This window comes from Enterobacter sp. 03-F-07-AD-ECC, assembly GCF_047530935.1.
GTDB lineage: Bacteria > Pseudomonadota > Gammaproteobacteria > Enterobacterales > Enterobacteriaceae > Enterobacter > Enterobacter cloacae.
On the sequence record NZ_JBLKBZ010000006.1, the window covers coordinates 103,302 to 129,948 of the forward strand.

Below are 26,647 nucleotides of genomic sequence, written 5' to 3' on the forward strand. Positions count from 1 at the left end.
AGGAGTGTAGCGGGGGAAAGGCGGTTTGGCTAGGGGGGACGAATGTAATCCCCTCTCCCACAGGGAGAGGGAACGGTCGGAACACAGTGTTAGATCGAAGTACGACGGTAGCTGCGGTATTCCGGCATCCAGAAGTTGTCGTCGATGGCCTGCTGCAGCGCGTCAGCAGAGGTTTTCACTGCCACACCCTGCTGCTGGGCCATTTTCCCGACCGCGAACGCGATAGCACGCGACACCTTGTGAATGTCTTTCAGCTCTGGCAGCACCAGTCCTTCGCCATCGTTCACCAGCGGCGAGTGGCCCGCCAGGGTTTCGCTTGCCGACATCAGCATCTCATCGGTAATGCGCGACGCGCCGGAGGCGATCACACCCAGACCAATGCCCGGGAAAATATAGGAGTTGTTGCACTGGGCAATAGGATAGGTTTTGTCCTTCCACACCACCGGATCGAACGGGCTGCCGGTTGCGACCAGCGCGTTCCCTTCGGTCCAGGCAATGATGTCCTGCGGCGTTGCTTCCACGCGCGAGGTCGGGTTGGAGAGCGGCATCACGATAGGGCGTTCGCAGTGCTTGTGCATCTCACGAATGATCTCTTCGGTGAACAGCCCCGTCTGACCGGAGACGCCAATCAGGATATCCGGCTTCACGTTGCGCACTACGTCCAGCAGAGAGAGCACTTCGTTGTCGGTGTCCCAGTTCTTCAGGTTCTCACGTTTCTGCACCAGCTTGGTCTGGAACGGCAGCAGGTTTGGCATGCCGTCGGTCAGCAGGCCGAAACGGTCGACCATGAACACGCGGGAGCGCGCCAGCTCTTCGCTTAGCCCTTCACGCTGCGTCTGGGCGATAATCTGCTCGGCGATACCACAACCCGCAGAGCCTGCGCCCAGGAAGACAATTTTCTGATAGCTCAGTTGGCTGCCTGCCGCGCGACTGGCGGCAATCAGCGTGCCGACGGTGACCGCGGCGGTGCCCTGAATATCATCGTTAAAAGAGCAGATCTCATCGCGATAGCGGTTCAGCAACGGCATCGCGTTTTTCTGCGCGAAGTCTTCAAACTGCAGCAGCACGTCCGGCCAGCGGTGCTTGACCGCCTGGATGAAATCATCGACAAACTGATAGTACTCGTCGTCGGTGATACGCGGATGACGCCAGCCCATATACAGCGGGTCGTTAAGCAACTGCTGGTTGTTGGTGCCCACATCCAGCACCACCGGCAGGGTATACGCCGGGCTGATGCCGCCGCAGGCGGTATACAGAGAGAGCTTACCGATTGGGATCCCCATGCCGCCAATACCCTGGTCTCCGAGACCCAGAATACGTTCGCCATCGGTCACCACGATCACTTTGATATTGTGGTTCGGCACGTTCTGCAGAATATCGTCCATGTTGTGGCGGTTCTGATAAGAGATAAAGACGCCACGGGAGCGACGGTAGATCTCTGAGAAGCGTTCACAGGCGGCACCCACCGTTGGGGTGTAGATCACCGGCATCATCTCTTCGAGATGATTTTGTACCAGACGATAGAAGAGGGTTTCGTTGGTGTCCTGAATGTTGCGCAGGTAAATATGTTTGTCGATTTCGGTTTTGAAACCCTGATACTGGATCCACGCGCGTTCTGCCTGTTCTTCAATGGTTTCCACCACTTCTGGCAGCAAACCGAGCAGGTTGAAGCTGCTGCGCTCTTCCATGCTGAAGGCGCTACCTTTGTTGAGCAGGGGGAATTCGAGTAATACCGGGCCGGCATAAGGGATATATAGGGAACGATGTTTTTTCAGTTTGTTGTCCATGTCACTCACTCTTTTTTTGAAGATCCGTCCCTGACACTGCTGTTTGTCATCTTTCTGGCCTGTGCGATGGGGTGCGGTCAGGCGGTATTATAAAGGAGCTAAATATTAATTACCGCAACACATAAACAAAAACACCATCGGTTTTGCCGATGGTGTTGAGGATCTCTCTCCTGGGAACTTACTTGCCCGCGTGGCGTTTTCTGCCGGTGGCGTGAGTGACCTGTGTTTCACTGTCGCCTTCAATCACCACTTTACGTTGGTTAGAAAGCTTGTAGTTCAGTCCCAGTATATGGCGTGCCTGACGGTTCGATTTCATGTTAACTCCTCAATCCTGTTGATAGTTTTAAGGACCAGTTCGCTTACGCAAACGAAATGTAACCCCTTAGGTTGCAGATCCAGCATAGCAGGTTTTTACAAAGGTGCGTTTTGCCCGCTGACGACGTAGTTAATGGTCTGCTGGTAGATGTCACTGAGGATGTCATTGTCTGTGGATTCCACCCACTTGGTCAGTTCCATCAAAATGTCATCTTCAGTCACAGCACCATGCTCGGCGTGAAGACCTTGTGCAATCGCGTTAACGAGTTCAGGTTGTGCCGCTGCAGTATTGGCCGGGTAATAAGTAAACATGCTGCCTCCGTGTCGTTGTCTGTTTAATGGTACGGCTCGCAAAAAATTTAATTCACAAACAGAATGGCAAATATTTTGGCCGCTGTGTCTAAGATTCATCTTAGAAATAAAAATGACATAAGTGCATGCTTTTATGCGCTTTTAGAATGGGAGGATATATTGAGGGTTTGTCGCGAGGATATTTTGCAGGTGCTCCTGCTATCACTGAAATATAGCAGGAGCAGATTTTACATTACCACTTCATTTCGCCAGTATTCACTTTGGCGCTTAATTCCAGTGAGCTCTCTTCAGCCAGACCCGGATACTGTTTTTTCATGGCGTTGATCACGCCTGTCGATGTTTTATGTTCTGACAACGCCTTTTCGAAGCGCTGGAGATAATCACGGGTAAAGTCGATAGCACCGCTACCTGCCGGTGGTGTTCCCAGATAGTGACCCGGGATCACGCGTTCAGGCTTATGTGCCGCCATGCTTTCCAGCGTCTGTTGCCACTGCTTGCGGCTGGCTGGCGTCTGGGTGTCTGCCGTCCAGACGTGGATACCCCAGGCGACACCGGTACCACCGAGGATAGTTTTAGCCGAAGGGATCCAGACATAGGCGGCGTAGCTTTCTGGCTGCTCGATATCAATCTTCTCGCCGTCCACCATGAAGGTTGTTGATGCCAGCACCTGCGGAACGATAAGTTCGGTTGGTGCACCGTTTTTCATTTGCGGTCCCCAGAAGGCAAGCTTGGCGTCTTTGGTGGCCTTGATATGGTCAACCACCTGCTGTGTGGCCACCACTTTGGCATTCGGGAAGGCTTTCACCAGCGGTTGCAGACCAAAATAGAAATCCGGATCGCCAGAGGTAATGACGATTTTGTTCAGGGTTTTCCCGCTTTTGCGAATTTTGTCGACCAGCGCTTCGCCATCTTTGACGCTGAACTGGGCGTCAAACAGCACGGCCTCTTTTGGACCAGAGACCAGCGTGGAGGAGACCGCAAACATCCCTTTGTCCTGCGGGTTATAGGTATCAATGGTTAATGGCGCAGCCAACACCGCGGGCGTGATAAGCGTGGAGAGCAGTGCAAGGTGAGTGAATTTCATTCTGATGTCTCTGTTGTTCAGGAAAGTCTTTATTGTACGGATATTCGCATTTGCCAGAATTCCTGAAACAAGACATGCTTTGTTTCATAAATCGAGCAAATGGGGTGTGATATGGATCGCGTTATTGCCGCTCAGGTCTATAACCGGATATGCGAGCTGGGAAGCCTGAGTGCAGCGGCCCGGGCGTTGGGTATCTCCCGTCCGATGGTGAGCCGCTATCTTGAGCAAATGGAGAAGTGGGCCGGTACGCGGCTGGTAAACCGCTCGACGCGCAAGCTGACGCTGACGGCGGCCGGAGAGAAGGTGCTGCTAAAAACGCGAACGCTGTCCCAGCTGTCGCAGGAAATTGAGGGCCAGTCGGAGAAAGATCTCCCTTCAGGCACGCTACGGGTGGCCTGCGCCCATTTTACCGCCATGCATCTGATTGCCCCGGTGCTGCCCGGCTTGCTTTCGCGCTACCCGCAACTGCGCATTGAGCTGGATGTGAACAACCACCCGGTGAGCCTGGTAGGGGAACGCATTGATGTGGCGATCCGCATCACGGATAACCCAGAGCCCGGGATGATTGCCCGCAGGCTCGGGGAGTGCCGTTCCGTGCTGTGCGCGTCGCCGCAGTATCTTGCAACCCACGGCACGCCAGAGCAGGTGGAGGAGTTAGCGCAGCACAACTGTCTGCATTACAGCTTTTTCGCCGGTCAGGCGTGGCACTTCCTGACGCTGGAAGGGGAAAACGTCAGCGTCGCCGTGAGCGGCAACCTCAGCGCCAGCATCTCGTCATTGTTGATGGAGGCGGCGGTGAAGCATTGCGGCATTGCCATGTTGCCGGAGCAGGAAGCACATGCCGCGATTGAACAGGGCATGCTGGTCCCGGTGCTGAGCAGCCTGACGCCCAAAGCGTTAGCCATTCACGGTATTTATCAGTCCCGGGAGTATCAGCCCGCAGCGTTGCGCGTATTTCTTGATGAGATAGCGCGCCATCTGTCAGGCGACGCGCAGCGGGTATAGGTTACAGAATTGTCTGTGTTCCTGGGTGTGCCGGAACCATCGTCTATACTTACCCCTTTGTAAGCCAAAAGGAGAGCAAGAATGACGATTCATAAGCACGGTTCGGCACACTGGTCTGGTGATATCAAAAATGGCAAAGGGACGGTCTCAACGGAAAGTGGCGTCCTGAATCAACAACCTTACGGCTTTAACACCCGCTTCGAAGGCGCTAAAGGCACTAACCCGGAAGAGTTGATTGGCGCAGCCCACGCCGCCTGTTTCTCAATGGCGCTGTCGCTGATGATTGGTGAAGCGGGCTATACCGCAGATTCCATCGATACCACAGCGGATGTCTCGCTGGATAAAACCGATGGCGGCTTCGCAATCAGCAAAATTGCGCTAAACAGCAAGGTCACCGTACCGGGTATCGACCCGCAGAAATTCGACGGCATCATCCAGAAAGCGAAAGCAGGATGCCCGGTGTCGCAGGTACTGAAAGCGGAAATCACGCTGGACTATAAACTTAACTAAGCCTGAGCCGGGCGAAGGCCCGGCTATCCCTTCAGCGCAGCAGGAAAAACCGCTGCCAGCCATGCAATAAACGCCTTAAGGCGATGCGTCAGATGCCGGTTTTGCGGGTAAACCACGTGAAACGGATACGCCGCCGGGTGCCAGTCGCTTAAAATTTCTTGTAACGTACCCGCCTGAAGATATGTCTTTGCTGAATATGTAAACGTCTGAATGATGCCCAATCCTGCCACCGCCGCTGCCAGGTGCGCATTGCTTTCATTAACGCCGAGATAGTGCGAAATGCCGATCTCCTGCACCTCGCCGCCTTTCCTGAAGCGAAACGGAAAGGGTCGCCCGGTGACCGGGGAGAGATAGCTTATAAGTTTATGTCCGTTGCGCAACTCTTGCGGATAAGCCGGAACGCCGTGCTTTTTCAGATAGCCCGGCGTTGCGCAGGTCACCATGTCGGCGTCGCCCAGATGACGGGCGATAAGGGTGGAATCGTTCAGCGGACCGCCTCTGATCACACAATCCACGTTGCCGCTGATCAAATCAACAGGACGATCCGCCACGCCAAGATCGATGCGAATATCCGGGTAGCGCTGCATGAAATCCGGGAGCAGGGGGATGAGCACGTCGCGGGCAGTCGAACCGCCAATATCCACCCGCAGATGTCCTTTCGGTGTGGCGTGAGAGACGCGAAACGAGGTATCGATATCTTCGATATCAATGAGCACCCTGAGCGCTTTTTCATAATACTCCGCGCCTTCCGGCGTCGTGACCACCCGGCGGGTGGTACGGTGCAGCAGCCGTATTTCAAGATGCGCCTCAAGCGCTTTCACAAGCTTGCTCAGTGTGGCGATGGGCATGTTTAGCGAATCAGCCGCTCGGGTAAAGCTACCGGTTTCCACAACCCGCGTGAAGGCGCGCATCGCCATGAGCTGGTCCATCTTTTTCTCTCGATTATTTCTGTTTGTGAATAGTCATTTTCATTTTTGCTGGTTTTTCACTAATCCGGCAAGGGCTAATGTGTCTCCAGCGCAAGCAAAAACGCGCAACGCAAACCCAACAAAAGGTAAATGACATGAACACAACGCTCTTCGAAAAAATCGCACTGGTCACTGGCGGCAGCACCGGTATTGGTCTTGCCACGGCGCAGGAGCTGGCGGCTCAGGGCGCCAAAGTCTATATCACCGGTCGTCGACAGGCCGAGCTGGATGCCGCCGTCGCACAAATTGATTCCCGTGCGGTGGGTATTCGTGCCGACGTCTCACAACTCGCCGATCTGGATCGAGTCTATGCGCAGATAGCAAAAGAAGAAGGGCGTCTCGATATTTTGTTCGCCAATGCGGGTGGCGGAGATATGCTGCCGCTGGGAGCAATCACCGAGGAGCAGTTTGACCGTATTTTCGGCACAAACGTGCGCGGAGTGCTGTTTACAGTACAAAAAGCGCTGCCGCTGTTATCTGCCGGGTCGTCCATTATTCTGACCGGTTCAACGGTGTCGATAAAGGGAACGGCAAACTTTAGCGTCTACAGCGCCAGCAAAGCCGCCGTGCGCAACTTTGCCCGCTCCTGGGCGCTGGATCTGCAGGGCCGTGGGATCCGTATCAACGTGGTCAGTCCTGGCCCCGTCAAAACCCCGGGACTTGGCGAACTGGTGCCAGAAGAACATCGTCAGGGGCTGTACGATGCGCTGGCTGCACAGGTTCCGTTAGGACGTTTAGGTGCGCCGGGCGAGGTGGGGAAAGTGGTGGCGTTTCTGGCCTCTGACGCGGCCAGCTTTATTAACGCCACCGAGCTGTTTGTTGATGGTGGGATGGCGCAAATTTAATCCACATTACGCCAGCAGCGCACGCTACGGCCCTCGTGTGAAGGCTGTAGCGGCTGCGGGCGTTCACACCCCTGCGTGGCCTGCGGACAACGGTCGCGGAAATAGCACCCCTCGGGCAGATGGCGGTTCCCCGGGAGATCCGTTTTACGCAGCGCCAGGTTTTCATCCAGCGGCTCACCGGTTCTGGGAACGGAATCGAGCAGCAGCCGGGTGTAGGGATGACGCGGCGTAACCAGCACCTGTGCCGCCGTGCCCAGTTCGACAATCTGCCCCAGATACATCACCGCCACGCGATCGCTCATGTGCCTGACAACCGAGACGTTATGGGATATCAGCACATAGGTCAGGTTGCGTTCCTGCTGCAGCTTCACCAGTAAATTGAGGATCTGCGCCTGTACGGAAATATCCAGCGCGCTGGTGGGCTCATCCAGCACGATGATGTCCGGGTCAGAGGAAAGAGCGCGGGCGATAGCAATACGCTGGCGCTGCCCGCCGGAAAAGGCGTGCGGCAGGCGGTCGAGGTATTCCGGGCGGATACCGACCTGCTGCGCCAGGTTTTCAGCAAGCTGACGTCGTTCCCGTTCGCTGCTGCGTTTTTGCACCCACACCGGCTCGGTGATAATGCGCCAGACCGGCAGACGCGGGTCAAGCGACGAGAGCGGATCCTGGAACACCATCTGCATACCGCCCGCGTGGTTTGTCCGTGCACACAGGCCGGCACTGGGTTTGAGCATCCCCATTAAAAGCTGCGCCAGTGTGCTTTTACCACAGCCGGATTCGCCAACAATCCCCAGCGTTTCGCCGCGATGGATCTGAAGATCCAGCCCGTTAAGAGCATGCACCTGTTCCGTGACCCGCCCCAGCCAGTTTTTGCGTGCGGGAAAGTTAACGTGCACGCGATCCAGTTCCAGCAGTACGTCAGACATGGGTTTTCTCCTGTTGCGGATACCAGCAGGCCGCCCGCTGGCCTTCGGCCCCCTGAGGCAGTAAGCGCGGCGTTTCAGTGCATTTTACGCCCGCAGCAAAACAGCGCTCCCGAAAAGCACACCCGCGCGGAAGCTGGCTAAGATTGGGCACCGTACCGGGGATGGCAGGCAGCATCTCGCGCGGCTCGCCGTTTTCAGGCGCACACTGCAGCAGGCCGATGGAATAGGGATGAACGGGATGGTGGATCAGCGTTTGCGTGGTGCCGCTTTCAATCACGCTCCCGGCGTACATGACATACATCCGATCGCAGAGCTGTGAAACCACCGCCATATCGTGGCTGATGAACAGTACCGAGGTTCCGCTGGCCCGCGCTTTATGCTTCAGCAATCGCAGTACCTGTAGCTGGACGGTGACGTCCAGTGCGGTGGTCGGCTCATCGGCAATAATCAGTTCAGGCTCGCAGGAGAAGGCCAGCGCAATCATCACCCGCTGGCGCATGCCACCGGACAGCTCGAACGGATAACGTTCCATGACCTCCGCCGCATCCGGGATCTGCATCTCTTCCAGCAGGGTGATCGCTTTTTTTCCGGCATCACGCCGTGAAAGGGGCTGATGCTGGCGGATCACTTCCACCATCTGTTTGCCAATTCGTCGCGTTGGGTTCAGCGCTGTCATCGGCTCCTGAAAAATCATCGCCACTTTGGCACCGCGCCACTGGCGGAGTTGTTTCTCCGAAGCATTCAGGACATCTTCACCCAACAGTTTTACCTGCCCGCGATGGATCCGGTAACTGCCCTCCGGCAGCAGACGCATGGTCAGCATCGCCGTTACCGATTTTCCGGAGCCGGATTCGCCCACTACTCCAACAATCTCGCCGCGTTTGATCTCCAGCGATACGTGGTTCAGGGCGTGAACTTCACCGCGAAATATCGGGAAGCTCAGGTGTAAATCTTCAATGGTTAATACTGCTTCGCTCATGCCTGTTTTCCTCCCGATTTCGGATCCAGCAGGTCGCGAATGCCGTCACCAAACAGATTAAACCCGACGGCAGTGACCAGAATTGCCGCGCCAGGAAAGGCGCAGTACCACCACTGGTCGAGCACATAGTTGCGGCCCACGGCCACCATCGCTCCCCATTCGGCGGTGGGCTGCTGTGCCCCAAGGCCGATAAAGCCCAGCGTGGCGGCCATCAGAATGGCGCTGCCAATATCCAGCGAGGCCTGCACGATCAGCGGTGGCAGGGCGTTACGCAGAATGTGCCAGCTGATCAAATGCCAGCGCGATGCGCCAAATGTGCGCGCGGCCTGCACATAGGTAAACTGGCGCACCACCAGGGTTTGCCCGCGCGCAAGGCGAACGTAAAACGGGATACGCACAATCGCAATCGCCAGCATGGCGTTAAACAGACTCGGTCCCAGCGCCGCCGCCAGCGCCATGGTCAGTACCAGGGAGGGAATGGAGAGCATAATGTCCATCACCCGCATAATGATGGCATCGCCGCGCCCGCCCAGCACGCCGGACAAACAGCCCAGCAGCGAGCCGATACTCCCGGCAATCACCACCACCGCCAGCCCGGCGGTAATGGATTGCTGGCTACCGACCAGCACGCGGCTGAACAGATCGCGTCCGACTTCATCGGTACCAAACCAGTGTTGCGCAGACGGGGCCTGCAACCGGGCAGTGAGATCCAGCGCGTTCGGATCATGGGGGACGATCCACGGTGAAGTTACCATCAGCAACAGCATCACCAGCATAATCACCCCGCCGATCAGCGTGAGCGGGCTTTGACGCAGCATCCAGAACAGCCTTGGCCAGTCGATGCCCGGTTTCGTTGTGTTTACGGGGACGGGCGTTTCCTCAGTCAACATCATTCGGCACCTCCGCGCCCGATACGAGGGTCAATCCACAGATAGAGCAGATCAACCACCAGATTGACGACCACATAGGCCAGTGAAACCACCACGGCGAAGCCCATGACGGCAGGGAAATCCAGCGCCTGAATGGAGGTCACCACCCAGGCGCCCATGCCTGGCCAGGCAAAGACGGTTTCGGTCAGTACCGCACCATAAAGCAGATCGCCCAGCGCCAGCCCGAGTACGGTAATGGACGGGATCATCGCATTCGGCAGGGCATACCGCAGGACGATATACCAGCCCGGCAAGCCGCTGGCGCGGGCGGTGCGAATGTAATCTTCGCTGAGCTGCTCCAGCATGGCGGAACGTACCTGACGCGCCACGATGCCAAGATGAACAAACGCCAGCGTCAGTGACGGTAAAATCAGGTGTTGCAGGGCGTTGAAAAAGACCTCGCCGTTACCCTCCAGCAGGGCATCCAGCAGATAAAAGCCCGTCACGTGGGCCGGCGGGTCGAGCCAGTCGTCCAGCCTGCCGCCGCCGGGCAGAAGCTGAAGATGGCCGTAGAACAAGACGATGACGCCCAGACCCAGCCAGAAGGCCGGTGTGGAGATCCCGGTCATCGCCATCAGCCGTACCAGATGATCCAGCCAGCGGTTACGGTAGACCGCCGATAAAATCCCCAGCGGAACGCCGATCACCAGCGCCAGCAGCAGGGAACAGAACGCCAGCTCCAGCGTGGCAGGGAAGAAGGCTTTTAAATCTTCCGCCACCGGCCGCCCGGTACGGATAGAGGTCCCTAAATCGCCGTGCGCCAGGGCGTCCACATAGCGGCCAAACTGGATATAGAGCGGCTGATCCAGTCCCAGTTGCTGGCGAATGTTTTGCACAATCTCGTCGCTGGCACGGTCACCGGCCAGCAGGCGGGCCGGATCGCCGGGGATCAGGTGTGAAATGATAAAGGTGATGATACAGACACCGGCTACTACCAGGATTAACCCCCAGCAGCGCTGGCGCACAATGCTCCAGAACGTCATACACTTTCCCCCGGCGAAACCGTTACTTGCTCATGGTGGCGATGTTGAACACCTGCTCGAGCATTGGATTAAAGGTGAAGCCTTTGACCTCTTTGTTCATTGCCAGCTGGTAGTTCTTCTGGAACAGATAAACGTAGGCCGCTTCGTCAATCACAATCTTCTGCGCCTGCTGGTAATCGCGGGTGCGCTCCGCCTGTTCCGTGGTTTTCAGCGCCGCCTGCAGCAGGGAATCGACCTCTTTGTTCTCATAGAACGAGCGGTTGCCCGGCAGACCTTTTTTGTCCGACTCAAACCAGTAGTTCATGAACATGTACGGGTCGGCAAAGTCCGGGCTCCAGTTGCCAATGGCAATGTCATAATCGCCTTTACCCACGCGGTCGCGCATGGTGGCGTTAGCCAGTTTTTCCAGCTTGACGTTGATACCGAGCTTGCCCAGGCTGGCCTGAGTGGAGAGGGCGATAGGCTCCCAGTTCGGGTCGTTGTCCGAGTAGAGGAACGTCAGGCTGGCCGGTTTATCTTTGACTTTCTCCAGCGCCGCTTTCGCTTTGGCCTCGTCAAAGCTGTACTGCATGGCGGTGGCGTCAAAGCCCCACATGCCATCCGGGATCGGGCCGCGCATCTGCTTGCCGTTACCGCTGAGAATGCCTTTCACCATCCCCTGATAATCGGTTGCCCAGGAGACGGCCCGGCGCAAATCCACCTGATTCAGCGGCGCTTTGCTGTTGTTGAGATAGAGATAGGTCACGCGCAGGGACGGATACTCCGCCACGGCGACTTTGCCCTCCTGCTTGAGCGCAGAAAGCTGATCGACAGGCAGGGAGTCGGCAATATCCAGATCGCCACGTGAAAGCTGCAGGCGACGCGACGCGCTTTCACCGATAATTTTCACCGAGACGCGCTTAAAGTGGGGTTTATCACCCGCCCAGTGCGGGTTAGGCACCAGCACCAGCTGCTGACCTTTTTGCCAGCTCTTCAGCATAAATGGCCCGGAACCGGCGGTGTTCTGCGCCAGATAAGCCCGCGCGTCATCGGCGGCATTGGCCTTCAGTACGGCCGGGTTAATAATCGATGCACCGTCATTCGCCAGGGTATAGAGGAAGGGAGCAAACGGCTGGCTGAGGGTGAATTTCACCGTGTGGTCATCAACGGCGTCAATTTTGAGATCTTTCGGGAACGCTTCAGACGGCCCCTGGCTGAGCTTCAGCAGGCGCTCAAACGACAGTTTTACCGCTTCAGCGGTGACCGGCGTGCCGTCAGAGAATTTCGCGTTGTCCGTCAGGGTGAAGGTCCACTCTTTCTGATCCTCAGATGCCTTCCAGCCCGTGGACAGATCGCCTTCGACCTCCGTGGTGCCAGGCTTGTACTTCACCAGACGCTGATAGGACGGATAGGTGACGGTCCAGTCGTTGTTATCAATGGTGATTGCCGGATCGAGGGTTTGCGGGTCGGCGGCTTTACCTATCACCAGCATGTCTTTCGGAACGGCGGCCTGCGCAGCAGGCATGCTCAGGGCCAGCGTGGCGGCGATAAGCGTCGTGAGAAGCGTTGTTTTCATGGCAGTGCTCCAGGTTTAAAGAGGGGTGTGCGTCAACGGAAAACAGGCGAAACGATCGTCAAGAAGGGGATAACTGGCGGCGTTTGGCAACTCGAAGTGCCACCATTCGCTGCCGATCCCCACAAAGCCGCCGCCAAACATGATGGCGTTAAGCAGCAGGCGGTTGCGCTGGGCGTGCGGCGGCACGGAGGGGTGATACGGATGAGAACGGTCATCCATCTCATCGAACCCGGCCCCCATATCCAGCACGTTGTTATGTTCATCCATCAGGGTGACGTCGATGGCCGTGCCGCGGCTGTGATTGGAGCCAATGGCCACATCCACCACATATTCCGGGTTCGGGCACGCATCCCACAGCTGCGCCTGGGCCTGCTGTGGGCGATAGGCGTCGTAGACCACCAGTTTCAGTCCGGCGAGCGTGGCGATGCCAATCGATTTCGCCAGCGCGGTGGCGGCATCGGTATGCAGCAAACACAGCGCCTCCTGATAAATGGGACGGCCAGTCAGGTTATCGGCGGTGGCGTATTTCAGATCGATATGCAACTCAGGAAACATTCTGGCGACATCAATCAGTTCACTCTCTTCGGGCATAGCTCCGCTCCTTTAGCGTTCGAATTGTCCAAACTCTTGTTGTAATTCACGGTTTATCGTCAGACGGTCTGCAAGCGCATCACCCAGCGCCTGGACCACGCCTGACAGCAGCAGGTTGAAAAGACAGCTAACAGGGGCCAGCGAATCCCAGAAGTGGCCGGTATCGGTTTTAACCTGCAATAAATCAATAGGGTAATCCCGCGCCCACGGACACCAGATATCGGTGATCAGGGCCATCGGAATACTTTTCTCACTTGCGACACGACAGTACTGCCGGGCAATGGCGGAATAGGCGCGGGTATCGGTCAGCACCACATAAGGGTGGTCAAAACCGGAGTTGAGCGATTCAACCCAACTGCCGGATAACCCCTCGGAGTAGCTCACGCGCGGGCGCAGGTATTCCAGGTGGCTGAAGAAGGCGTTGGCAATCCCGCGCGTTGACTGAATACCCAGCACAAACACCGCCTCAGCATGGGTGAGCTGATGGACGATTTGCTTAAAGACATCGGTTTGTGCCAGCTGATAAACATGGGTGATTGCATCCACCTCCAGCGAAAGGGAGTGCTGGAGGCGATCCGAGAGCGGGCGCTGCTGTTGCCAGGAGTCCAGACGTTCGTTCATTCCCCAGGGCTGATAAGGATCGCGCAGGCTTTTTTTGGCATCGTCCAGGTTGCGATACCCCAGCTTACGCAGGAAGCGCCCGACGGTGATCCCGCTGGTGCCGGTTGTCAGCGCCACGCTCTCTGCCGTCTCAAACGGTATCAGCGCGGCGTGCGCCAGCATCCAGCTTGCCACACGCTTTTCGCTGGGCGTCAGCTGGCTGAAGGTAGCTTCGATACGGTTCAGCATTTCAGGTTTGGTGGTCATTACCGCCTCGCTGTTAACCGGCTGTCAATGGCCGGAATTCTGTTACCTGGTTAACAATGCATGACGCGTGCCATGTTCACATGACGGCGAAAAGCCGCTGTGCTGTAAATTTCATGCAATATTTGATTAACCAATGATCAACATTTGTGCAGCGTAGTTCACTTTTGGTGCAGTGTGTATGACGGTAAGCAAGAACTTTGAAGGGGCGCGCATTTGCGATCCTGAATCGCCCGTCGCCCGTGAGGAAAGTTTGTGATGTGGAGAAACAGAGATAATGATTTGCCAGGTTGCCCTATGGCCTGGCAACGAGATTTATACCTATGCGGTATAGGTTAGATTGAATACGATACTGCGCGGGACTTGAAAAATAATATATATCGCCTGTAATGTTGAGATAAATCTGCCCATTATCGACTTTACGTAAGGCGTTTGCGTCTCGTGTTTTCAGAAAGGGAGTATAATCATCCAGATGAGATATAAAGTCATTGTCTGACGTTTTATTATCAATCAGGTAATAATGGTAACCGAATGCTGTAGTCGCTCCAGCATCAATTTGCACAATATAAATATTTGCGGATTCATTTAAAGCTGTTTTCTTATATATGCTATATTCCACAGGAAATATCCACCGGGGGATCATATATATAATCCAAATCATCACGATAAGAATAACGCCTAATGCGTACCGTTTTTTAAAACCCTGTTCTTTTAGCATAATCAATACCTGCTCTTATCCAGACCTGATCCGCAGGATCATCTCCATAGGGTGCTGATTCATACCAGGTGCCAAATTTCTGTGGATCCCCGTTACCCGATCGACTTTGCGCCCATCCAGCCCCTCTTAACAATATTTGTTCAGAAATGCCTGCCGCAGTACCGACGGCACCGTAATTGAAATTACCATAATCGGCATACTGGCGTCCTGATAGTGATTTATAGTCCCACGGTCCATGTAGCCTTACCATCCCATAGAACCAGATGTAAGTCAGTGCTGATGGGCCTTTATGGAATCTTGCTATCATCATGTTGTTAACAATGGATGCGCCAGGGGGAACCAGCAAGGAGGTTGGATACGCAGGCGGTGTTGGATGAACGGGTATCGTTGGATAGCGCATAATTAACGCTCCGCCCAACTATCAGCAAACTGTAAATTTCCATCACAAAACTTCCACGTAATTTTATCGTACCGTAACTCAACCAGTTCCAGATGATTATGCTTTTCTTTGGTGGGATCTTTTATGTCGTGCATTAGCGGTGAAACCGAGACTACTTTCACGTTTTCAAGTGTCATATTGTAATATTCAACTTCCTACCCCGCATCGTTTATCTTGTACCACTTAAATTCCGCAGTCTTAAGTGTTTGTCCGGTCGCTACTGCCTTCATGAGGTAAGGGGAGGACGAGTCAATTTCTTTCTGAAATAACAAAGGGGCATGTTGGCGAGTGCCCATTACTTTTCCGGTAAGTGCATCGGTAGGTAATCTCAGACTGTGTGTGAAACCGGTGATTTCAATGCTGCCTTCTCGATCCTGAACATCTACGCTTCCTTTTATTTCAGTATTGCCCTCATCTCGTATCCATCAATAAGCCGGTATAGCCATTGTTAAAACTCCATTTTCAAAAAAGAGATTATAAATATACGTAAATATCACCTTTTAGCATGCGGTTTAGTGTTATTTATTGTTAACCAAGATAATCAAGGTTGATGTATTTATTATTGGCATTTATTTAATTTATGAAGCAGGTGAATGAAGAAATAATGGATGTCGTATGGGCATACATTACACAAGCGCTGATAAGCGCGACAAAAAAATCATTAGCAATAAATACAGTGAATACCTCAGCCCCTTCACATTTTTGATAAGATACAAACACAGTGACTAAGAGAAGGAACCCGGCATGGCGAATTTGCCCTGGCGTGTCAGCGTGCGCCTGATGGCTCTCGCAAAGAAAGTGGCGATGGTCATAGGGATTATCGTGGTTGTGCTGCTGGCAGTGCGGGTATATCTCTCGCAGCAGGGGCCGGCGTTACATCTCTGGCATACCTGGCGTGCGGATGAAATGAGCGTAAGCGAGCTGGATAAGGCGAACTTTGCTGACTATCTCGACCGGGAAAAGGCCATCTTCACCGACCTGGATAACGCGGTCACGGCAAAAACGAAGGGGGAGGAGCGTACCGCCTTAAACCGCTACTACCGTCAGAGCCTGGTGTGGCCCGGAAAATTTACTCCGGATGCAAATCGCTCGTTTGTGCTGATGCCTGCCGGTAAACCGCGTGGTGCGGTGGTTTTACTGCACGGACTCACCGATTCGCCCTATAGCGTTAAACACCTTGCCGTTGATTATCAGCAGCGCGGATTTGTGGCCGTGGTGCCGCGTCTGCCCGGACACGGGACGGCACCAGGGGCGCTGACAAATGTTGACTGGGAGATGTGGCTGGCGGCGACGCGTCTTGCCGTGCGCGAAGCCTCCCGTCTGGCGGGGGATAACGTTCCTTTGCATCTGGTGGGCTATTCCAACGGCGGGGCGCTGGCGATGAAATACACCCTGGACGCGCTGGAGTTGCCTTCGCTGCGAAAACCTCAGCAACTGGTGTTGTTGTCACCAATGATCGGCGTCACGGCGTTTGCCCGCTTTGCCGGATTCGCAGGCTTACCGGCACTGTTACCGGCGTTTGCGAAAGCGGCTTGGCTGAATATCGCGCCGGAGTATAACCCTTACAAATACAACTCTTTCCCGGTAAACGCGGCGCGTCAGTCGTGGCTGTTGACGAAGGCGCTGCAGGAGCAGATTGGCCGCGCTGCACAAAACCACACGCTGGATCGGTTGCCGCCTGTACTGGCCTTTCAGTCGGTGATGGATTCCACCGTCAGTACCCGTGCGGTTGTCACGGGGTTATTCGACCAGCTTCCGGCCAACGGCAGCGAACTGGTGGTGTTTGATATCAACCAGGCGGCGAGTTTCCGCCCGTTATTCCGGCCATCGTCCTGGACGGCCCTCTCTGAGCTGTTGCCGTCTGCGCAAAGACGTTACAGTGTCACTATTGTTACCAACGCCAGTGCGGAGCGTTTCGCCACGGTCGCGAAGCACATCCCCGCAGGCAGCACAGAGGAGACCGTGGAGCCGCTGGCGCAGCAGTATCCGCCGGAGGTCTATTCGCTTTCGCATGTCGCCGTACCTTTCCCGCCTGATGACGATCTGTATGGCCGGCATCCTGCCGTGAAAAACCGCTATGGCATCAGCCTGGGCACCATTGCGTTGTGGGGAGAGACCTCCGTACTGAGCGTGGGTAAAGATGCCCTGATGCGGGTGACCTCAAATCCGTTTTACGACTACATGAAGATGCGGATCGACAACCGCATCGGGACGGAGGAAAAAGGGTGATCCCTTAAGCCGTTAATTTATTAGGTAGCGCTGGTGAAGTATGTTAAACAGTAACTTCCCCGGCGCCTCCCTTATTCTGGAACCCATTCCTGTGCTCACCACGCTGATTTATCGAAGCCAGTTACATTTATCCTGCCGGTCCGCAGAATTAAGCGCGCTGGTAGAACGAGCACGAAGCCGCAATGCCAAACTGAACATCACGGGTGTCCTGCTCTCGAACGGCTGTGACGTCCTGCAAATCATTGAGGGCGCGGAAGAGAGCGTCGTGAAGCTGTTCCACAAAATTCGCGATGATGAGCGCCACAGTGGCGTCGTCGAACTGATGCGGGACTACGGCCCCCGCAGACGGTTTGACAATGTCGGCATGCTGCTGTTTGACCTGCAGGTCCAGTCCCCAAAAGAGGTGCTTGAGTCGGTTTTGCATTACAGCCAGCTGGAAAGCTATCTCATATCCGATGATCGGGTGTTCAAATTCATTCAGACCTTTATCACCGGGAAACATACCGGCCAGACGAGGAGCCCGGTAGATGCGGGAAAATGGACGCTCGCATGTGAAAAAGCGCCCTTCGGTGAGGCCATGGGGTTGATTGCCGGTCAAATCTGTCAGTTTGCGCTGCAGCCGATAGTTGAGCCCTCGGAAGGGAAAATCAGTTCACTTGAAGCGCTTATTCGTGGCAACGATGGCGGGAGCCCGGAACATTTCTTCAAAACGCTCGATCAGGACAAGCTCTACGAAGTGGATCTGCAAACCAAAGCGTATGCCTTTGCGCTTGCGGAGAAACTGGGTATCGGCAGCCATAAAATTGCGGTGAATTTGCTTCCCATGTCGCTGGTCAAGGTGCCCGGAGCGGTCGAGTTTCTGGTGGAGCAAATCAGACAACACGGGCTTCAGCCGGAGCAGGTGGTCATAGAAGTAACTGAAAACGAGATGATTTCCGGCTTTAACAAGTTCAACAGCGCGATCAAACAGCTTCGGGGTGAAGGTATTGGCCTGGCGATCGATGATTTCGGCTCCGGGTATGCGGGGCTTTCGCTGCTTACCCGCTTCCAGCCGGATAAAATCAAGATCGATCGGGAAATAGTCAGCAATATTCATCTCAGCGGCCCAAAACAGGCGATTGTCCGATCGATAGTGAGCTGCTGCACCGACCTTGAGATCACGCTGGTGGCGGAAGGCATTGAGAAGCTGGAGGAGTGGTGCTGGCTGGAATCCGCCGGTATTCGCCGTTTCCAGGGGTTTCTGTTTGCCCGGCCGCAGCTTAACGGGGTGGGCGATATTCACTGGCCACACCTGGTACGATAACGCTTTTTGCTTCCTGATTATTTCCCCTTTGGTCAGCCTGTGTTTAAATAGCTAAAACGGTTTAACATAGTTTAGCTGCGGGGATGACATGGATAAAATCTGGGTACTCGGTGATGCAGTGGTGGATTTACTGCCAGAGGGGGACGGTAAATTGCTGCAATGTCCCGGCGGAGCACCGGCAAATGTGGCGGTCGGCATCGCCCGACTGGGCGGAAAAAGTGCCTTTATTGGCAGGGTTGGCGACGATCCGTTTGGCCGCTTTATGCAGAAAACGCTGGCGGATGAGCAGGTTGATGTGCAGTGGATGCGCCTCGATCCGGCTCACCGCACCTCAACGGTGGTGGTTGATCTGGACGAACAGGGCGAACGCTCGTTTACGTTTATGGTTCGGCCGAGCGCCGATCTGTTTCTCGATTCCACCGATCTGCCGCCTTTCAGGGCCAAAGAGTGGCTGCACGTCTGCTCCATTGCGCTCAGCGCGGAGCCGAGTCGCTCTGCCACTTTTCAGGCGATGGATGCAATTAAAAAAGCCGGTGGTTTTGTCAGCTTCGACCCCAACATTCGCCCCGACCTCTGGCAGGATGAGGGCGATCTTCGCCGTTGCCTCGAACTGGCGCTACAGCGCGCGGACGTGGTGAAGCTCTCCGTTGAAGAGCTGACGTTTTTGACCGGCGAATCCCATATCGAAACCGGTCTGGCGGCGCTGATGCGCCATTGTCCGGCCCGACTGGTGCTGGTGACGCTGGGTAAAGAGGGGGTAATGGCCTGGCATGAGGGCATCACGACACACTATCCGGCCACACCGGTAGCGTGTGTTGATACCACCGGCGCAGGCGATGCGTTCGTCGCAGGGTTGCTGTTCGGCCTGGCCTCGTCAGGCCAGGATCTGGCAACAACCCTTGCACTGGCCCAGCGCTGTGGTGCACTGGCCACGACGGCCAAAGGGGCAATGACCGCGCTGCCGTACCGTCACAACCTGTAATTCCTTCCTGGCCGCCGACCGGCGGCCTGAATTGTCGCCTCGATCACACTTACTAAAACGGTTTAGCAAAAAGTATTGCCGATCCAAAATTCACGGGTTTAGTATCAGCAGCCTAAACCGGTTTAGCAATTTAGCATTATCAAAACACTTTTTTTAGGGATGCGACAAAATGTATAAAAAACGCAGACTTGCCGTGATGATTGGCATGCTGGCCGGTAGTACCTCTGTTTTTGCCCAGACCGATATGACAAGCATTGAATCGCGCCTGGCGGCGCTGGAACAGCGTCTTCAGGATGCGGAAATGCGCGCCCAGAATGCGGAGAAACGCGCGACGGCAGCAGAACAAAAAACGCAGCAGCTGGTTGCCGCCCAGCAGCAGACGCAGACCACCACCCAGGAGGTGGCCCAGCGTACCACGGTGCTGGAAAAGAAAGCCGATCAGAGCAGTGGTTTTGAATTTCACGGTTATGCCCGCTCAGGCCTGCTGATGAATGATGCGGCGTCCAGCAGCAAAAGCGGTCCGTATCTGACGCCTGCCGGGGAAACCGGGGGCGCGGTCGGTCGTCTGGGTAACGAAGCGGATACCTACGTTGAGCTAAATGTGGAACACAAACAGACGCTGGAGAGTGGGGCGACCACGCGCTTTAAGGCCATGTTAGCCGACGGGCAGAAGACCTATAACGACTGGTCAGCCGATACCAGCGATCTTAACATTCGTCAGGCCTTTGCCGAGCTGGGCAATCTGCCTGATTTCACTGGCGCGCTGAAAGGGAGTACCTTCTGGGCCGGTAAACGCTTTGACCGCGATAACTTTGATATTCACTGGCTGGATTCTGACGTCGTGTTCCTCGCCGGTACCGGCGGCGGTGTCTATGACGTGAAGTGGAATGATACGCTGCGCAGCAACTTCTCGATTTACGGGCGCAACTTCGGCAGCGAAGAGCAGATCGACAACAACGTTCAGAACTATATCCTCAGCATGAATCACTTTGCCGGGCCATTCCAGCTCATGGTGAGCGGCCTGCGGGCGAAGGATAACGACGAACGCAAGGACAGCAATGGCGATCTGATTAAAACCGATGCGGCGAACTCCGGCGTGCATGCCCTGGTGGGTCTGCACAATGACAGCTTCTACGGCCTGCGAGAAGGCTCAGCGAAAACGGCGCTGCTGTATGGTCACGGCCTGGGGGCAGAAGTTAAAAGCATCGGCTCTGATGGCGCGCTGCTGTCAGAAGCCGATACCTGGCGCTTCGCAAGTTACGGTGTCACGCCACTCGGCGGTGGCTGGCATATCGCGCCTGCTGTACTGGCCCAGAGCAGTAAAGACCGCTACGTCAAAGGCGACAGCTACGAGTGGGTTACGCTCAATACCCGCCTTATCAAAGAGGTTACGCAGAATTTCGCCCTGGCGTTTGAGGGCAGCTATCAGTACATGGATTTGAACCCGGAAGGCTACAAAGATCGCAACGCCGTTAACGGCAGCTTCTACAAGCTGACCTTCGCACCGACCTTAAAGGCGGGCAAAATTGGCGATTTCTTCAGCCGTCCTGAACTGCGCCTGTTTGCCACCTGGATGGACTGGAGCAGCAAACTGGATAACTACGCCAGCGATGACGCCTTTGGCAGCAGCGGCTTTAACGCTGGCGGGGAATGGAACTTTGGGGTCCAGATGGAAACCTGGTTTTAACCCTTCACGCTCCCGCCAGGCGGGAGCGTATCAAACATCATAAAAATGAAGTCAGGCAGAGGTAACTATGGATTTTGATAATATTTCCCGTGCGCTCATTCCGCTGCTCGGTGGCAAAGAGAACATCGCCAGTGCCGCGCACTGCGCAACGCGCCTTCGTCTGGTGCTGGTCGACGATGCGCTTGCTGACCAGCAGGCCATCGGCAAGGTCGAGGGGGTGAAAGGCTGTTTTCGTAACGCGGGCCAGATGCAGGTGATTTTTGGCACCGGCGTGGTGAATAAGGTTTACGCGGCTTTTATTCAGGCGGCAGGGATTGGTGAATCCAGCAAGTCAGAAGCGGCAGATCTCGCGGCGCGTAAGCTCAACCCGTTCCAGCGCATTGCCCGCCTGCTTTCCAATATTTTCGTACCGATCATTCCCGCCATTGTTGCGTCCGGTTTGCTGATGGGCCTGCTCGGAATGGTGAAAACCTACGGCTGGGTGAATGCCGATAACGCCATCTACATCATGCTGGATATGTGCAGCTCGGCGGCGTTTATTATTTTACCGATCCTGATTGGTTTTACCGCCGCGCGTGAGTTTGGCGGTAATCCCTATTTAGGCGCCACGCTAGGTGGCATTCTGACCCACCCGGCGCTGACCAACGCCTGGGGCGTGGCGTCCGGCTTCCACACCATGAACTTTTTCGGCCTTGAGATTGCCATGATTGGCTATCAGGGAACGGTGTTCCCGGTGCTGCTGGCCGTCTGGTTTATGAGCATTGTGGAGAAAAACCTGCGCAAGGTCATCCCGGATGCGTTAGACCTGATCCTGACGCCGTTCCTGACCGTCATTCTCTCCGGTTTTATCGCGCTGCTGATTATCGGCCCGGCGGGACGCGCGTTAGGCGATGGCATCTCCTTTATTCTGAGCACGCTGATTACCCACGCGGGCTGGCTGGCCGGTTTGCTGTTCGGCGGGCTCTATTCGGTGATTGTTATTACCGGCATTCACCACAGCTTCCACGCGATTGAAGCCGGGCTGTTGGGGAATCCGTCGATTGGCGTTAATTTCCTGCTGCCCATCTGGGCCATGGCGAACGTGGCGCAGGGTGGTGCGTGCCTGGCGGTGTGGTTTAAAACCAAAGACGCAAAAATCAAAGCCATTACCTTACCGTCGGCGTTCTCAGCCATGCTCGGCATTACCGAAGCCGCAATCTTTGGTATCAACCTGCGTTTCGTGAAACCGTTTGTGGCCGCGCTGATTGGCGGTGCGGTGGGCGGCGCATGGGTGGTGTCGGTGCATGTCTACATGACGGCGGTAGGGCTGACGGCGCTGCCGGGGATGGCCATCGTGCAGGCCAGTTCGCTGCTCAACTATATTATCGGCATGGTGATTGCCTTTGGCGTAGCGTTTACCGTCTCGCTGCTGCTGAAATATAAAACGGACTCTGAATAATGACATTACCTTCCCGCTGGCCTGCCGTGCTGCAGGCCGTGATGAAAGGCCAACCGCGCGCGCGTGCCGACCGCCACTACCCGCAGTGGCATCCGGCACCGGTGACGGGGCTGATGAACGATCCGAACGGTTTTATCTGGTTTGCCGGGCGCTACCATCTGTTTTATCAGTGGAACCCGCTGGACTGCGATCACCGCTATAAATGCTGGGGGCACTGGAGTTCGCACGATCTGCTGCACTGGCAGCACGAGCCGATGGCGCTGATGCCAGATGAAGAGTACGACCGCAGCGGTTGCTATTCCGGCAGCGCCGTGGACAACAACGGGATGCTGACGCTGTGCTATACCGGCAACGTTAAGTTCGATGACGGCAGCCGCACCGCCTGGCAGTGCCTGGCGGTGGAACAACCGGACGGGACCTTTAAAAAACTGGGGCCGGTGCTGGCGCTGCCGGATGGCTACACCGGCCACGTGCGCGACCCGAAAGTGTGGCAGCACGACGGGCAGTGGTACATGGTGCTGGGCGCGCAGGATGTGCACAAGCGGGGCAAAGTGCTGCTGTTCAGGTCTGCCGATTTGCACACGTGGGAATCGTGCGGAGAAATTGCCGGTCACGGCGTCAACGGACTCACGGATGCGGGATACATGTGGGAGTGCCCGGACCTGTTTGCCCTCGACGGGACGCACGTTCTGATCTGCTGCCCGCAGGGGCTGGCACGTGAGCCGCATCGTTATCTCAACACCTATCCGGCAGCCTGGATGAGCGGGGTGTTTGACTATCAGCGCGGCGCATTTGAGCACGGTGGGTTACACGAACTGGATGCCGGTTTTGAATTCTATGCCCCGCAAACGACACTGGCGGAAGATGGCCGGCGGATCCTGATTGGCTGGATGGGCGTGCCTGACGGGGAAGAGATGCTGCAGCCCACCCGGGCACAGGGCTGGATCCATCAGATGACCTGTCCGCGAGAGCTGCGCTACCGCGACGGCAAGCTCTGGCAGACTCCGGTGCGTGAGCTGGAAATGCTGCGTGAAGAGGAACTGCACTGGCAGGGCAACGCCTGCGATGCGCCGGAGCTTGATGCCTCGCGCCTTGAGTTCGAGCTGAGCGCTGCCTGCGCGAAACTGGATTTTGCCGGTGCGCTGCACCTCACGGTCGATGGCAATGGCCTGCGTCTGGAACGTGCCAGCCTGCAAACGGGTGAGACGTTAACCCGCTACTGGCTGGGTGAGGTTCACCATCTGCGCGTTCTGTGCGACCGCTCCAGCGTCGAAATTTTCATCAACCACGGCGAAGGGGTGATGAGCAGTCGCTATTTTCCTGACCAACCGGCCCGTGTGCGATTCGAAGGTGCGTCCGACATCACATTACGCTACTGGTCGCTGCGCGGCTGCATGGTAGAATAGCGGTTTTGGCAGCCGGATCTAAGTCGTTGTGAGAAAAACAAAACGCGTCACCATTAAAGACATCGCGGAGCTGGCGGGGGTGTCAAAAGCCACCGCCAGCCTGGTACTGAACGGACGCAGCAAAGAGCTTCGCGTGGCGGAAGAGACCCGTGAGCGCGTGCTGGCCATTGCAAAAGAGCATCACTACCAGCCCAGCATTCACGCCCGCTCGCTGCGCGATAACCGCAGCCACACCATTGGTCTGGTGGTCCCGGAGATCACCAACTACGGGTTTGCCGTGTTTTCTCACGAACTGGAGACGTTGTGCCGCGAGGCGGGCGTTCAGCTGCTCATCTCCTGTAGCGATGAAAACCCGGGGCAGGAGACCGTGGTGGTCAACAACATGGTGGCGCGTCAGGTCGACGGGCTGATTGTTGCCTCCAGCATGCTCAACGATGCGGATTACCAGAAACTGAGTGAACAGCTGCCTGTGGTGCTCTTTGACCGCCACATGAATGACAGCTCGCTGCCGTTGGTGATCACCGATTCCATTACCCCGACAGCCAAACTGGTGGCCGACATTGCCCGCCAGCACCCCGATGAGTTTTACTTCCTCGGTGGGCAGCCACGGCTTTCCCCCACGCGCGACCGCCTTGAAGGGTTTAAACAGGGTCTGCGCGACGCGAACGTTACGCTGCGCCCGGAGTGGATCATTCACGGAAATTATCACCCGAGTTCCGGTTACGAGATGTTCGCCGAACTCTGTGCTCGCCTGGGGCGTCCGCCAAAAGCCCTGTTCACCGCCGCCTGCGGCCTGCTGGAAGGGGTGCTGCGCTATATGGGGCAGCACAATCTGTTGCAAAGTGACATCAGGTTAGCCAGCTTTGACGATCACTATCTTTACGATTCGCTCACGATCCCGGTGGATACCGTGCGCCAGGATAACCGTCAGCTTGCATGGCACTGCTTTGATCTGATTGGGAAATTGATCGACGGTGAAACGCCAGAGCCCGTGCAGCGGAAACTGGATGCCACCCTGCAGCGGCGCTATAAAGCGGCAGAATAGCCCTGCCGGACGACGGGATACATCAATAACTTTAATTAATTTAAGTTTTGGTTTAGCCGATAACCATAAGGAATAATTTTCTTTGAGGTATCGGTTCATGTCGTTAAAAAAATCATCCCTGATTGTCTTTTTCTCGCTGCTTTTCTTCTTTATCGCCAGCACCCTCACCAGCGTTGGCCTCATCATCAAAAGTAATAACTCCCTGGATAACGTGAACAAAGAGATCCAGGTGGTGCTGTCAATTATTGATCCCATCAACCATAGCCGCACGCTACGCGTTCGGGTGATGGAGTATGTGAAGATGGTAGAGGCGGGCGCATCAGCGGATGAATCTGCGAAACTCGCCGCAGTAAAAGAGGCACTGACCAAAGCCGATCGCGCCTTTGCTGCCTTTATGGCGTCTCCCCGTCTGACGGATGAAGCGCCGCTGGTAAGCGCTTATCAGGATGCCTGGCAGAATTACCGTAACCAGGGGCTGGCACCGCTCATTGATGCTGCCGCCGCGCACGATATTGCCAAATTCAACGCCCTGATACCGGAAGTCTCGCGCCTCGATCGTCAGTATGAGATTGTCCTCGACCAGGTTCTGGCCGTACACCAGGCCTATGCCAAAAGCCTGAACGAAGATGCGAGCAGCAACTTTGTTTCTGGCCTGGCGATTATCGCCGCTATCGCACTGCTGTTTGTGCTGGTGATCGTCGCCGTCAGCCTGCTGATGAAACGCCTTGTTCTGGCACCGGTTAATCTGGCACGTGAACATTGCAGCCAGATTGCCGCAGGCAAACTGGATATTCCGGTGCCGGTGAAGGGGAATTCCGGCAATGAAATTGATCACCTGATGGGCTCTATGGAGCAGATGCGCCAGGCGCTGCTGGCAACCATCGCCCAGGTGCGTGACGCGAGTCATACCGTGACCCATGCCGCACAGGAGATTGCCTCCGGGAATATCGACCTGGCTTCGCGCACCGAACAGCAGGCTTCTGCGCTAACCCAGACGGCAGCCAGCATGGAAGAACTGAGCGCGACCGTCGCCAATAACACCGATAACGTCTATCAGGCCGGAAAACTGGTGCAGGACGCGGTGAAAAATGCCCACACCGGGGAGGCCGTCACGCGTGAAGTGATTGAAACGATGAATACCATCGCCGCAAACTCGAAGCGCATCGAGGACATCACCAGCGTGATCAACAGCATCGCTTTCCAGACCAACATTCTGGCGCTCAACGCGGCGGTAGAAGCGGCGCGCGCCGGTACCCAGGGGCGTGGTTTCGCCGTGGTAGCCAGCGAAGTTCGCACGCTGGCGCAGAAAAGCGCGGTGGCGGCCAAGGACATCGAAAGCCTGATTGCCCAGTCGGTTTCCAGCGTCAAAAACGGTGCCGAACTGGTGGGGCGCTCAGGGGAGGTGATTGACTCGATTATCAGTTCCGTCAATAAAGTGAACACGCTGATGGAGCAGATCTCTGTGGCCTCTGAAGAGCAGAGTCGCGGGATTAGTCAGGTCGGGCAGGCAGTGACGGAGATGGATGGCGTGACCCAACAGAACGCCGCGCTGGTGCAACAGTCCGCCGCGGCGGCCGCGTCGCTGGAAGAGCAGGCCCAGCAGCTCACGCGGAGTATTTCGAGTTTTAGTTTGCCAGTGCAGGCTTGATATTATTGTGGATTGTAAGCCGGGTAAGCGTAGCGCCACCCGGCAATAAACGCGGCTAAGTAGTTGGTTTCAGCATAATTTTGCCAGGTGTTTTGATTC

General features: G+C 55.8%; 25 protein-coding genes and 1 pseudogene. 11 read left to right on the plus strand and 15 right to left on the minus strand.

Annotated features, from left to right (window positions below; genetic code table 11):
• Positions 1-89: 89 nt before the first annotated feature.
• The 4 genes from ACMWKA_RS11550 to ACMWKA_RS11565 form a co-directional block, all read right to left on the minus strand.
• Positions 90-1,787 carry an NAD-dependent malic enzyme gene (locus ACMWKA_RS11550; RefSeq protein ID WP_013096532.1) on the minus strand — a complete coding sequence of 566 codons (1,698 nt, stop codon included), beginning with the start codon at positions 1,785-1,787 and terminating at the stop codon, positions 90-92.
• A 178-nt stretch (positions 1,788-1,965) separates the two neighbouring features.
• Entirely contained in the window at positions 1,966-2,103 is a 138-nt protein-coding gene (gene sra / locus ACMWKA_RS11555; protein WP_013096533.1) for a stationary-phase-induced ribosome-associated protein, read from the minus strand.
• A gap of 95 nt (positions 2,104-2,198) precedes the next feature.
• Complete coding sequence (gene bdm / locus ACMWKA_RS11560) at positions 2,199-2,414, minus strand: biofilm-dependent modulation protein (protein WP_013096534.1); 216 nt, start codon at positions 2,412-2,414, stop codon at positions 2,199-2,201.
• A 232-nt stretch (positions 2,415-2,646) separates the two neighbouring features.
• On the minus strand, positions 2,647-3,498 hold the full coding sequence (locus ACMWKA_RS11565) for a Vmh family MBL fold metallo-hydrolase (RefSeq protein WP_346720884.1): 852 nt from the start codon (positions 3,496-3,498) through the stop codon (positions 2,647-2,649).
• A 111-nt stretch (positions 3,499-3,609) separates the two neighbouring features.
• Here ACMWKA_RS11565 and ACMWKA_RS11570 point away from each other — a divergent pair, with 111 nt between their 5' ends.
• Complete coding sequence (locus ACMWKA_RS11570) at positions 3,610-4,503, plus strand: LysR family transcriptional regulator (RefSeq protein ID WP_346720885.1); 894 nt, start codon at positions 3,610-3,612, stop codon at positions 4,501-4,503.
• Between the two features lie 81 nt (positions 4,504-4,584).
• Entirely contained in the window at positions 4,585-5,013 is a 429-nt protein-coding gene (locus tag ACMWKA_RS11575) for an OsmC family protein (protein WP_020690322.1), read from the plus strand.
• A gap of 23 nt (positions 5,014-5,036) precedes the next feature.
• On the opposite strand, the gene ACMWKA_RS11580 is transcribed toward ACMWKA_RS11575, so the two are convergent.
• Complete coding sequence (locus ACMWKA_RS11580) at positions 5,037-5,942, minus strand: LysR family transcriptional regulator (RefSeq protein ID WP_045903017.1); 906 nt, start codon at positions 5,940-5,942, stop codon at positions 5,037-5,039.
• A 134-nt stretch (positions 5,943-6,076) separates the two neighbouring features.
• Here ACMWKA_RS11580 and ACMWKA_RS11585 point away from each other — a divergent pair, with 134 nt between their 5' ends.
• Positions 6,077-6,826, plus strand: coding sequence for an SDR family NAD(P)-dependent oxidoreductase (locus tag ACMWKA_RS11585; protein ID WP_029883329.1), 750 nt, complete (start codon positions 6,077-6,079; stop codon positions 6,824-6,826).
• On the opposite strand, the gene ACMWKA_RS11590 is transcribed toward ACMWKA_RS11585, so the two are convergent.
• The 10 genes and pseudogenes from ACMWKA_RS11590 to ACMWKA_RS11635 all read right to left on the minus strand — a co-directional run bounded on the left by ACMWKA_RS11590 (position 6,823) and on the right by ACMWKA_RS11635 (position 15,232).
• Positions 6,823-7,752 (minus strand): ABC transporter ATP-binding protein, encoded by a 930-nt coding sequence (locus ACMWKA_RS11590; RefSeq protein ID WP_029883328.1) that lies wholly within the window; start codon positions 7,750-7,752, stop codon positions 6,823-6,825. The two genes, ACMWKA_RS11585 and ACMWKA_RS11590, sit on opposite strands and share 4 nt — an antisense overlap.
• On the minus strand, positions 7,745-8,731 hold the full coding sequence (locus ACMWKA_RS11595; RefSeq protein WP_020688688.1) for an ABC transporter ATP-binding protein: 987 nt from the start codon (positions 8,729-8,731) through the stop codon (positions 7,745-7,747). The genes ACMWKA_RS11590 and ACMWKA_RS11595 overlap by 8 nt, the downstream gene beginning before the upstream one ends.
• Positions 8,728-9,624, minus strand: a complete 897-nt coding sequence (ddpC, locus tag ACMWKA_RS11600) for a D,D-dipeptide ABC transporter permease (RefSeq protein ID WP_038419496.1) — start codon at positions 9,622-9,624, stop codon at positions 8,728-8,730. Before ddpC ends, ACMWKA_RS11595 begins: the two co-directional genes overlap by 4 nt.
• Positions 9,621-10,643, minus strand: coding sequence for an ABC transporter permease (locus tag ACMWKA_RS11605; RefSeq protein ID WP_013096543.1), 1,023 nt, complete (start codon positions 10,641-10,643; stop codon positions 9,621-9,623). Before ACMWKA_RS11605 ends, ddpC begins: the two co-directional genes overlap by 4 nt.
• A gap of 22 nt (positions 10,644-10,665) precedes the next feature.
• Positions 10,666-12,198 (minus strand): ABC transporter substrate-binding protein, encoded by a 1,533-nt coding sequence (locus ACMWKA_RS11610; RefSeq protein WP_414760240.1) that lies wholly within the window; start codon positions 12,196-12,198, stop codon positions 10,666-10,668.
• A 15-nt stretch (positions 12,199-12,213) separates the two neighbouring features.
• Entirely contained in the window at positions 12,214-12,789 is a 576-nt protein-coding gene (gene ddpX / locus ACMWKA_RS11615; protein WP_013096545.1) for a D-alanyl-D-alanine dipeptidase, read from the minus strand.
• A gap of 12 nt (positions 12,790-12,801) precedes the next feature.
• Entirely contained in the window at positions 12,802-13,656 is an 855-nt protein-coding gene (locus ACMWKA_RS11620) for a MurR/RpiR family transcriptional regulator (RefSeq protein WP_013096546.1), read from the minus strand.
• A gap of 292 nt (positions 13,657-13,948) precedes the next feature.
• The gene (locus ACMWKA_RS11625; RefSeq protein WP_346720890.1) at positions 13,949-14,371 is read right to left on the minus strand and encodes a hypothetical protein; all 423 of its coding nucleotides are present in this window, start codon (positions 14,369-14,371) and stop codon (positions 13,949-13,951) included.
• Entirely contained in the window at positions 14,349-14,771 is a 423-nt protein-coding gene (locus tag ACMWKA_RS11630; RefSeq protein ID WP_072200382.1) for a polymorphic toxin type 44 domain-containing protein, read from the minus strand. The genes ACMWKA_RS11625 and ACMWKA_RS11630 overlap by 23 nt, the downstream gene beginning before the upstream one ends.
• Positions 14,772-14,773: 2 nt before the next feature.
• Positions 14,774-15,232: pseudogene (locus tag ACMWKA_RS11635) on the minus strand (Hcp family type VI secretion system effector).
• A gap of 322 nt (positions 15,233-15,554) precedes the next feature.
• On the opposite strand from ACMWKA_RS11635, the gene ACMWKA_RS11640 reads away from it, so the two are divergent.
• The 8 genes from ACMWKA_RS11640 (at position 15,555) to ACMWKA_RS11675 (ending at position 26,548) form a co-directional block, all read left to right on the plus strand.
• Positions 15,555-17,039 carry an alpha/beta hydrolase gene (locus ACMWKA_RS11640; protein WP_414760241.1) on the plus strand — a complete coding sequence of 495 codons (1,485 nt, stop codon included), beginning with the start codon at positions 15,555-15,557 and terminating at the stop codon, positions 17,037-17,039.
• A 91-nt stretch (positions 17,040-17,130) separates the two neighbouring features.
• Positions 17,131-18,342, plus strand: coding sequence for a diguanylate phosphodiesterase (locus ACMWKA_RS11645; protein ID WP_176472713.1), 1,212 nt, complete (start codon positions 17,131-17,133; stop codon positions 18,340-18,342).
• Between the two features lie 88 nt (positions 18,343-18,430).
• Entirely contained in the window at positions 18,431-19,324 is an 894-nt protein-coding gene (locus ACMWKA_RS11650; protein WP_058650749.1) for an aminoimidazole riboside kinase, read from the plus strand.
• Positions 19,325-19,493: 169 nt separating this feature from the next.
• The gene (locus ACMWKA_RS11655) at positions 19,494-21,011 is read left to right on the plus strand and encodes a carbohydrate porin (protein WP_414760242.1); all 1,518 of its coding nucleotides are present in this window, start codon (positions 19,494-19,496) and stop codon (positions 21,009-21,011) included.
• Between the two features lie 67 nt (positions 21,012-21,078).
• A complete protein-coding gene (locus tag ACMWKA_RS11660; RefSeq protein WP_029883319.1) occupies positions 21,079-22,449 on the plus strand; it encodes a sucrose-specific PTS transporter subunit IIBC in 1,371 nt (456 codons plus the stop codon).
• Positions 22,449-23,855, plus strand: a complete 1,407-nt coding sequence (locus ACMWKA_RS11665) for a sucrose-6-phosphate hydrolase (protein WP_414760243.1) — start codon at positions 22,449-22,451, stop codon at positions 23,853-23,855. The genes ACMWKA_RS11660 and ACMWKA_RS11665 overlap by 1 nt, the downstream gene beginning before the upstream one ends.
• A 28-nt stretch (positions 23,856-23,883) precedes the next feature.
• Positions 23,884-24,900 carry a LacI family DNA-binding transcriptional regulator gene (locus ACMWKA_RS11670; protein ID WP_020688679.1) on the plus strand — a complete coding sequence of 339 codons (1,017 nt, stop codon included), beginning with the start codon at positions 23,884-23,886 and terminating at the stop codon, positions 24,898-24,900.
• A gap of 97 nt (positions 24,901-24,997) precedes the next feature.
• Entirely contained in the window at positions 24,998-26,548 is a 1,551-nt protein-coding gene (locus tag ACMWKA_RS11675) for a methyl-accepting chemotaxis protein (protein ID WP_023619630.1), read from the plus strand.
• Positions 26,549-26,647 lie beyond the last annotated feature (99 nt).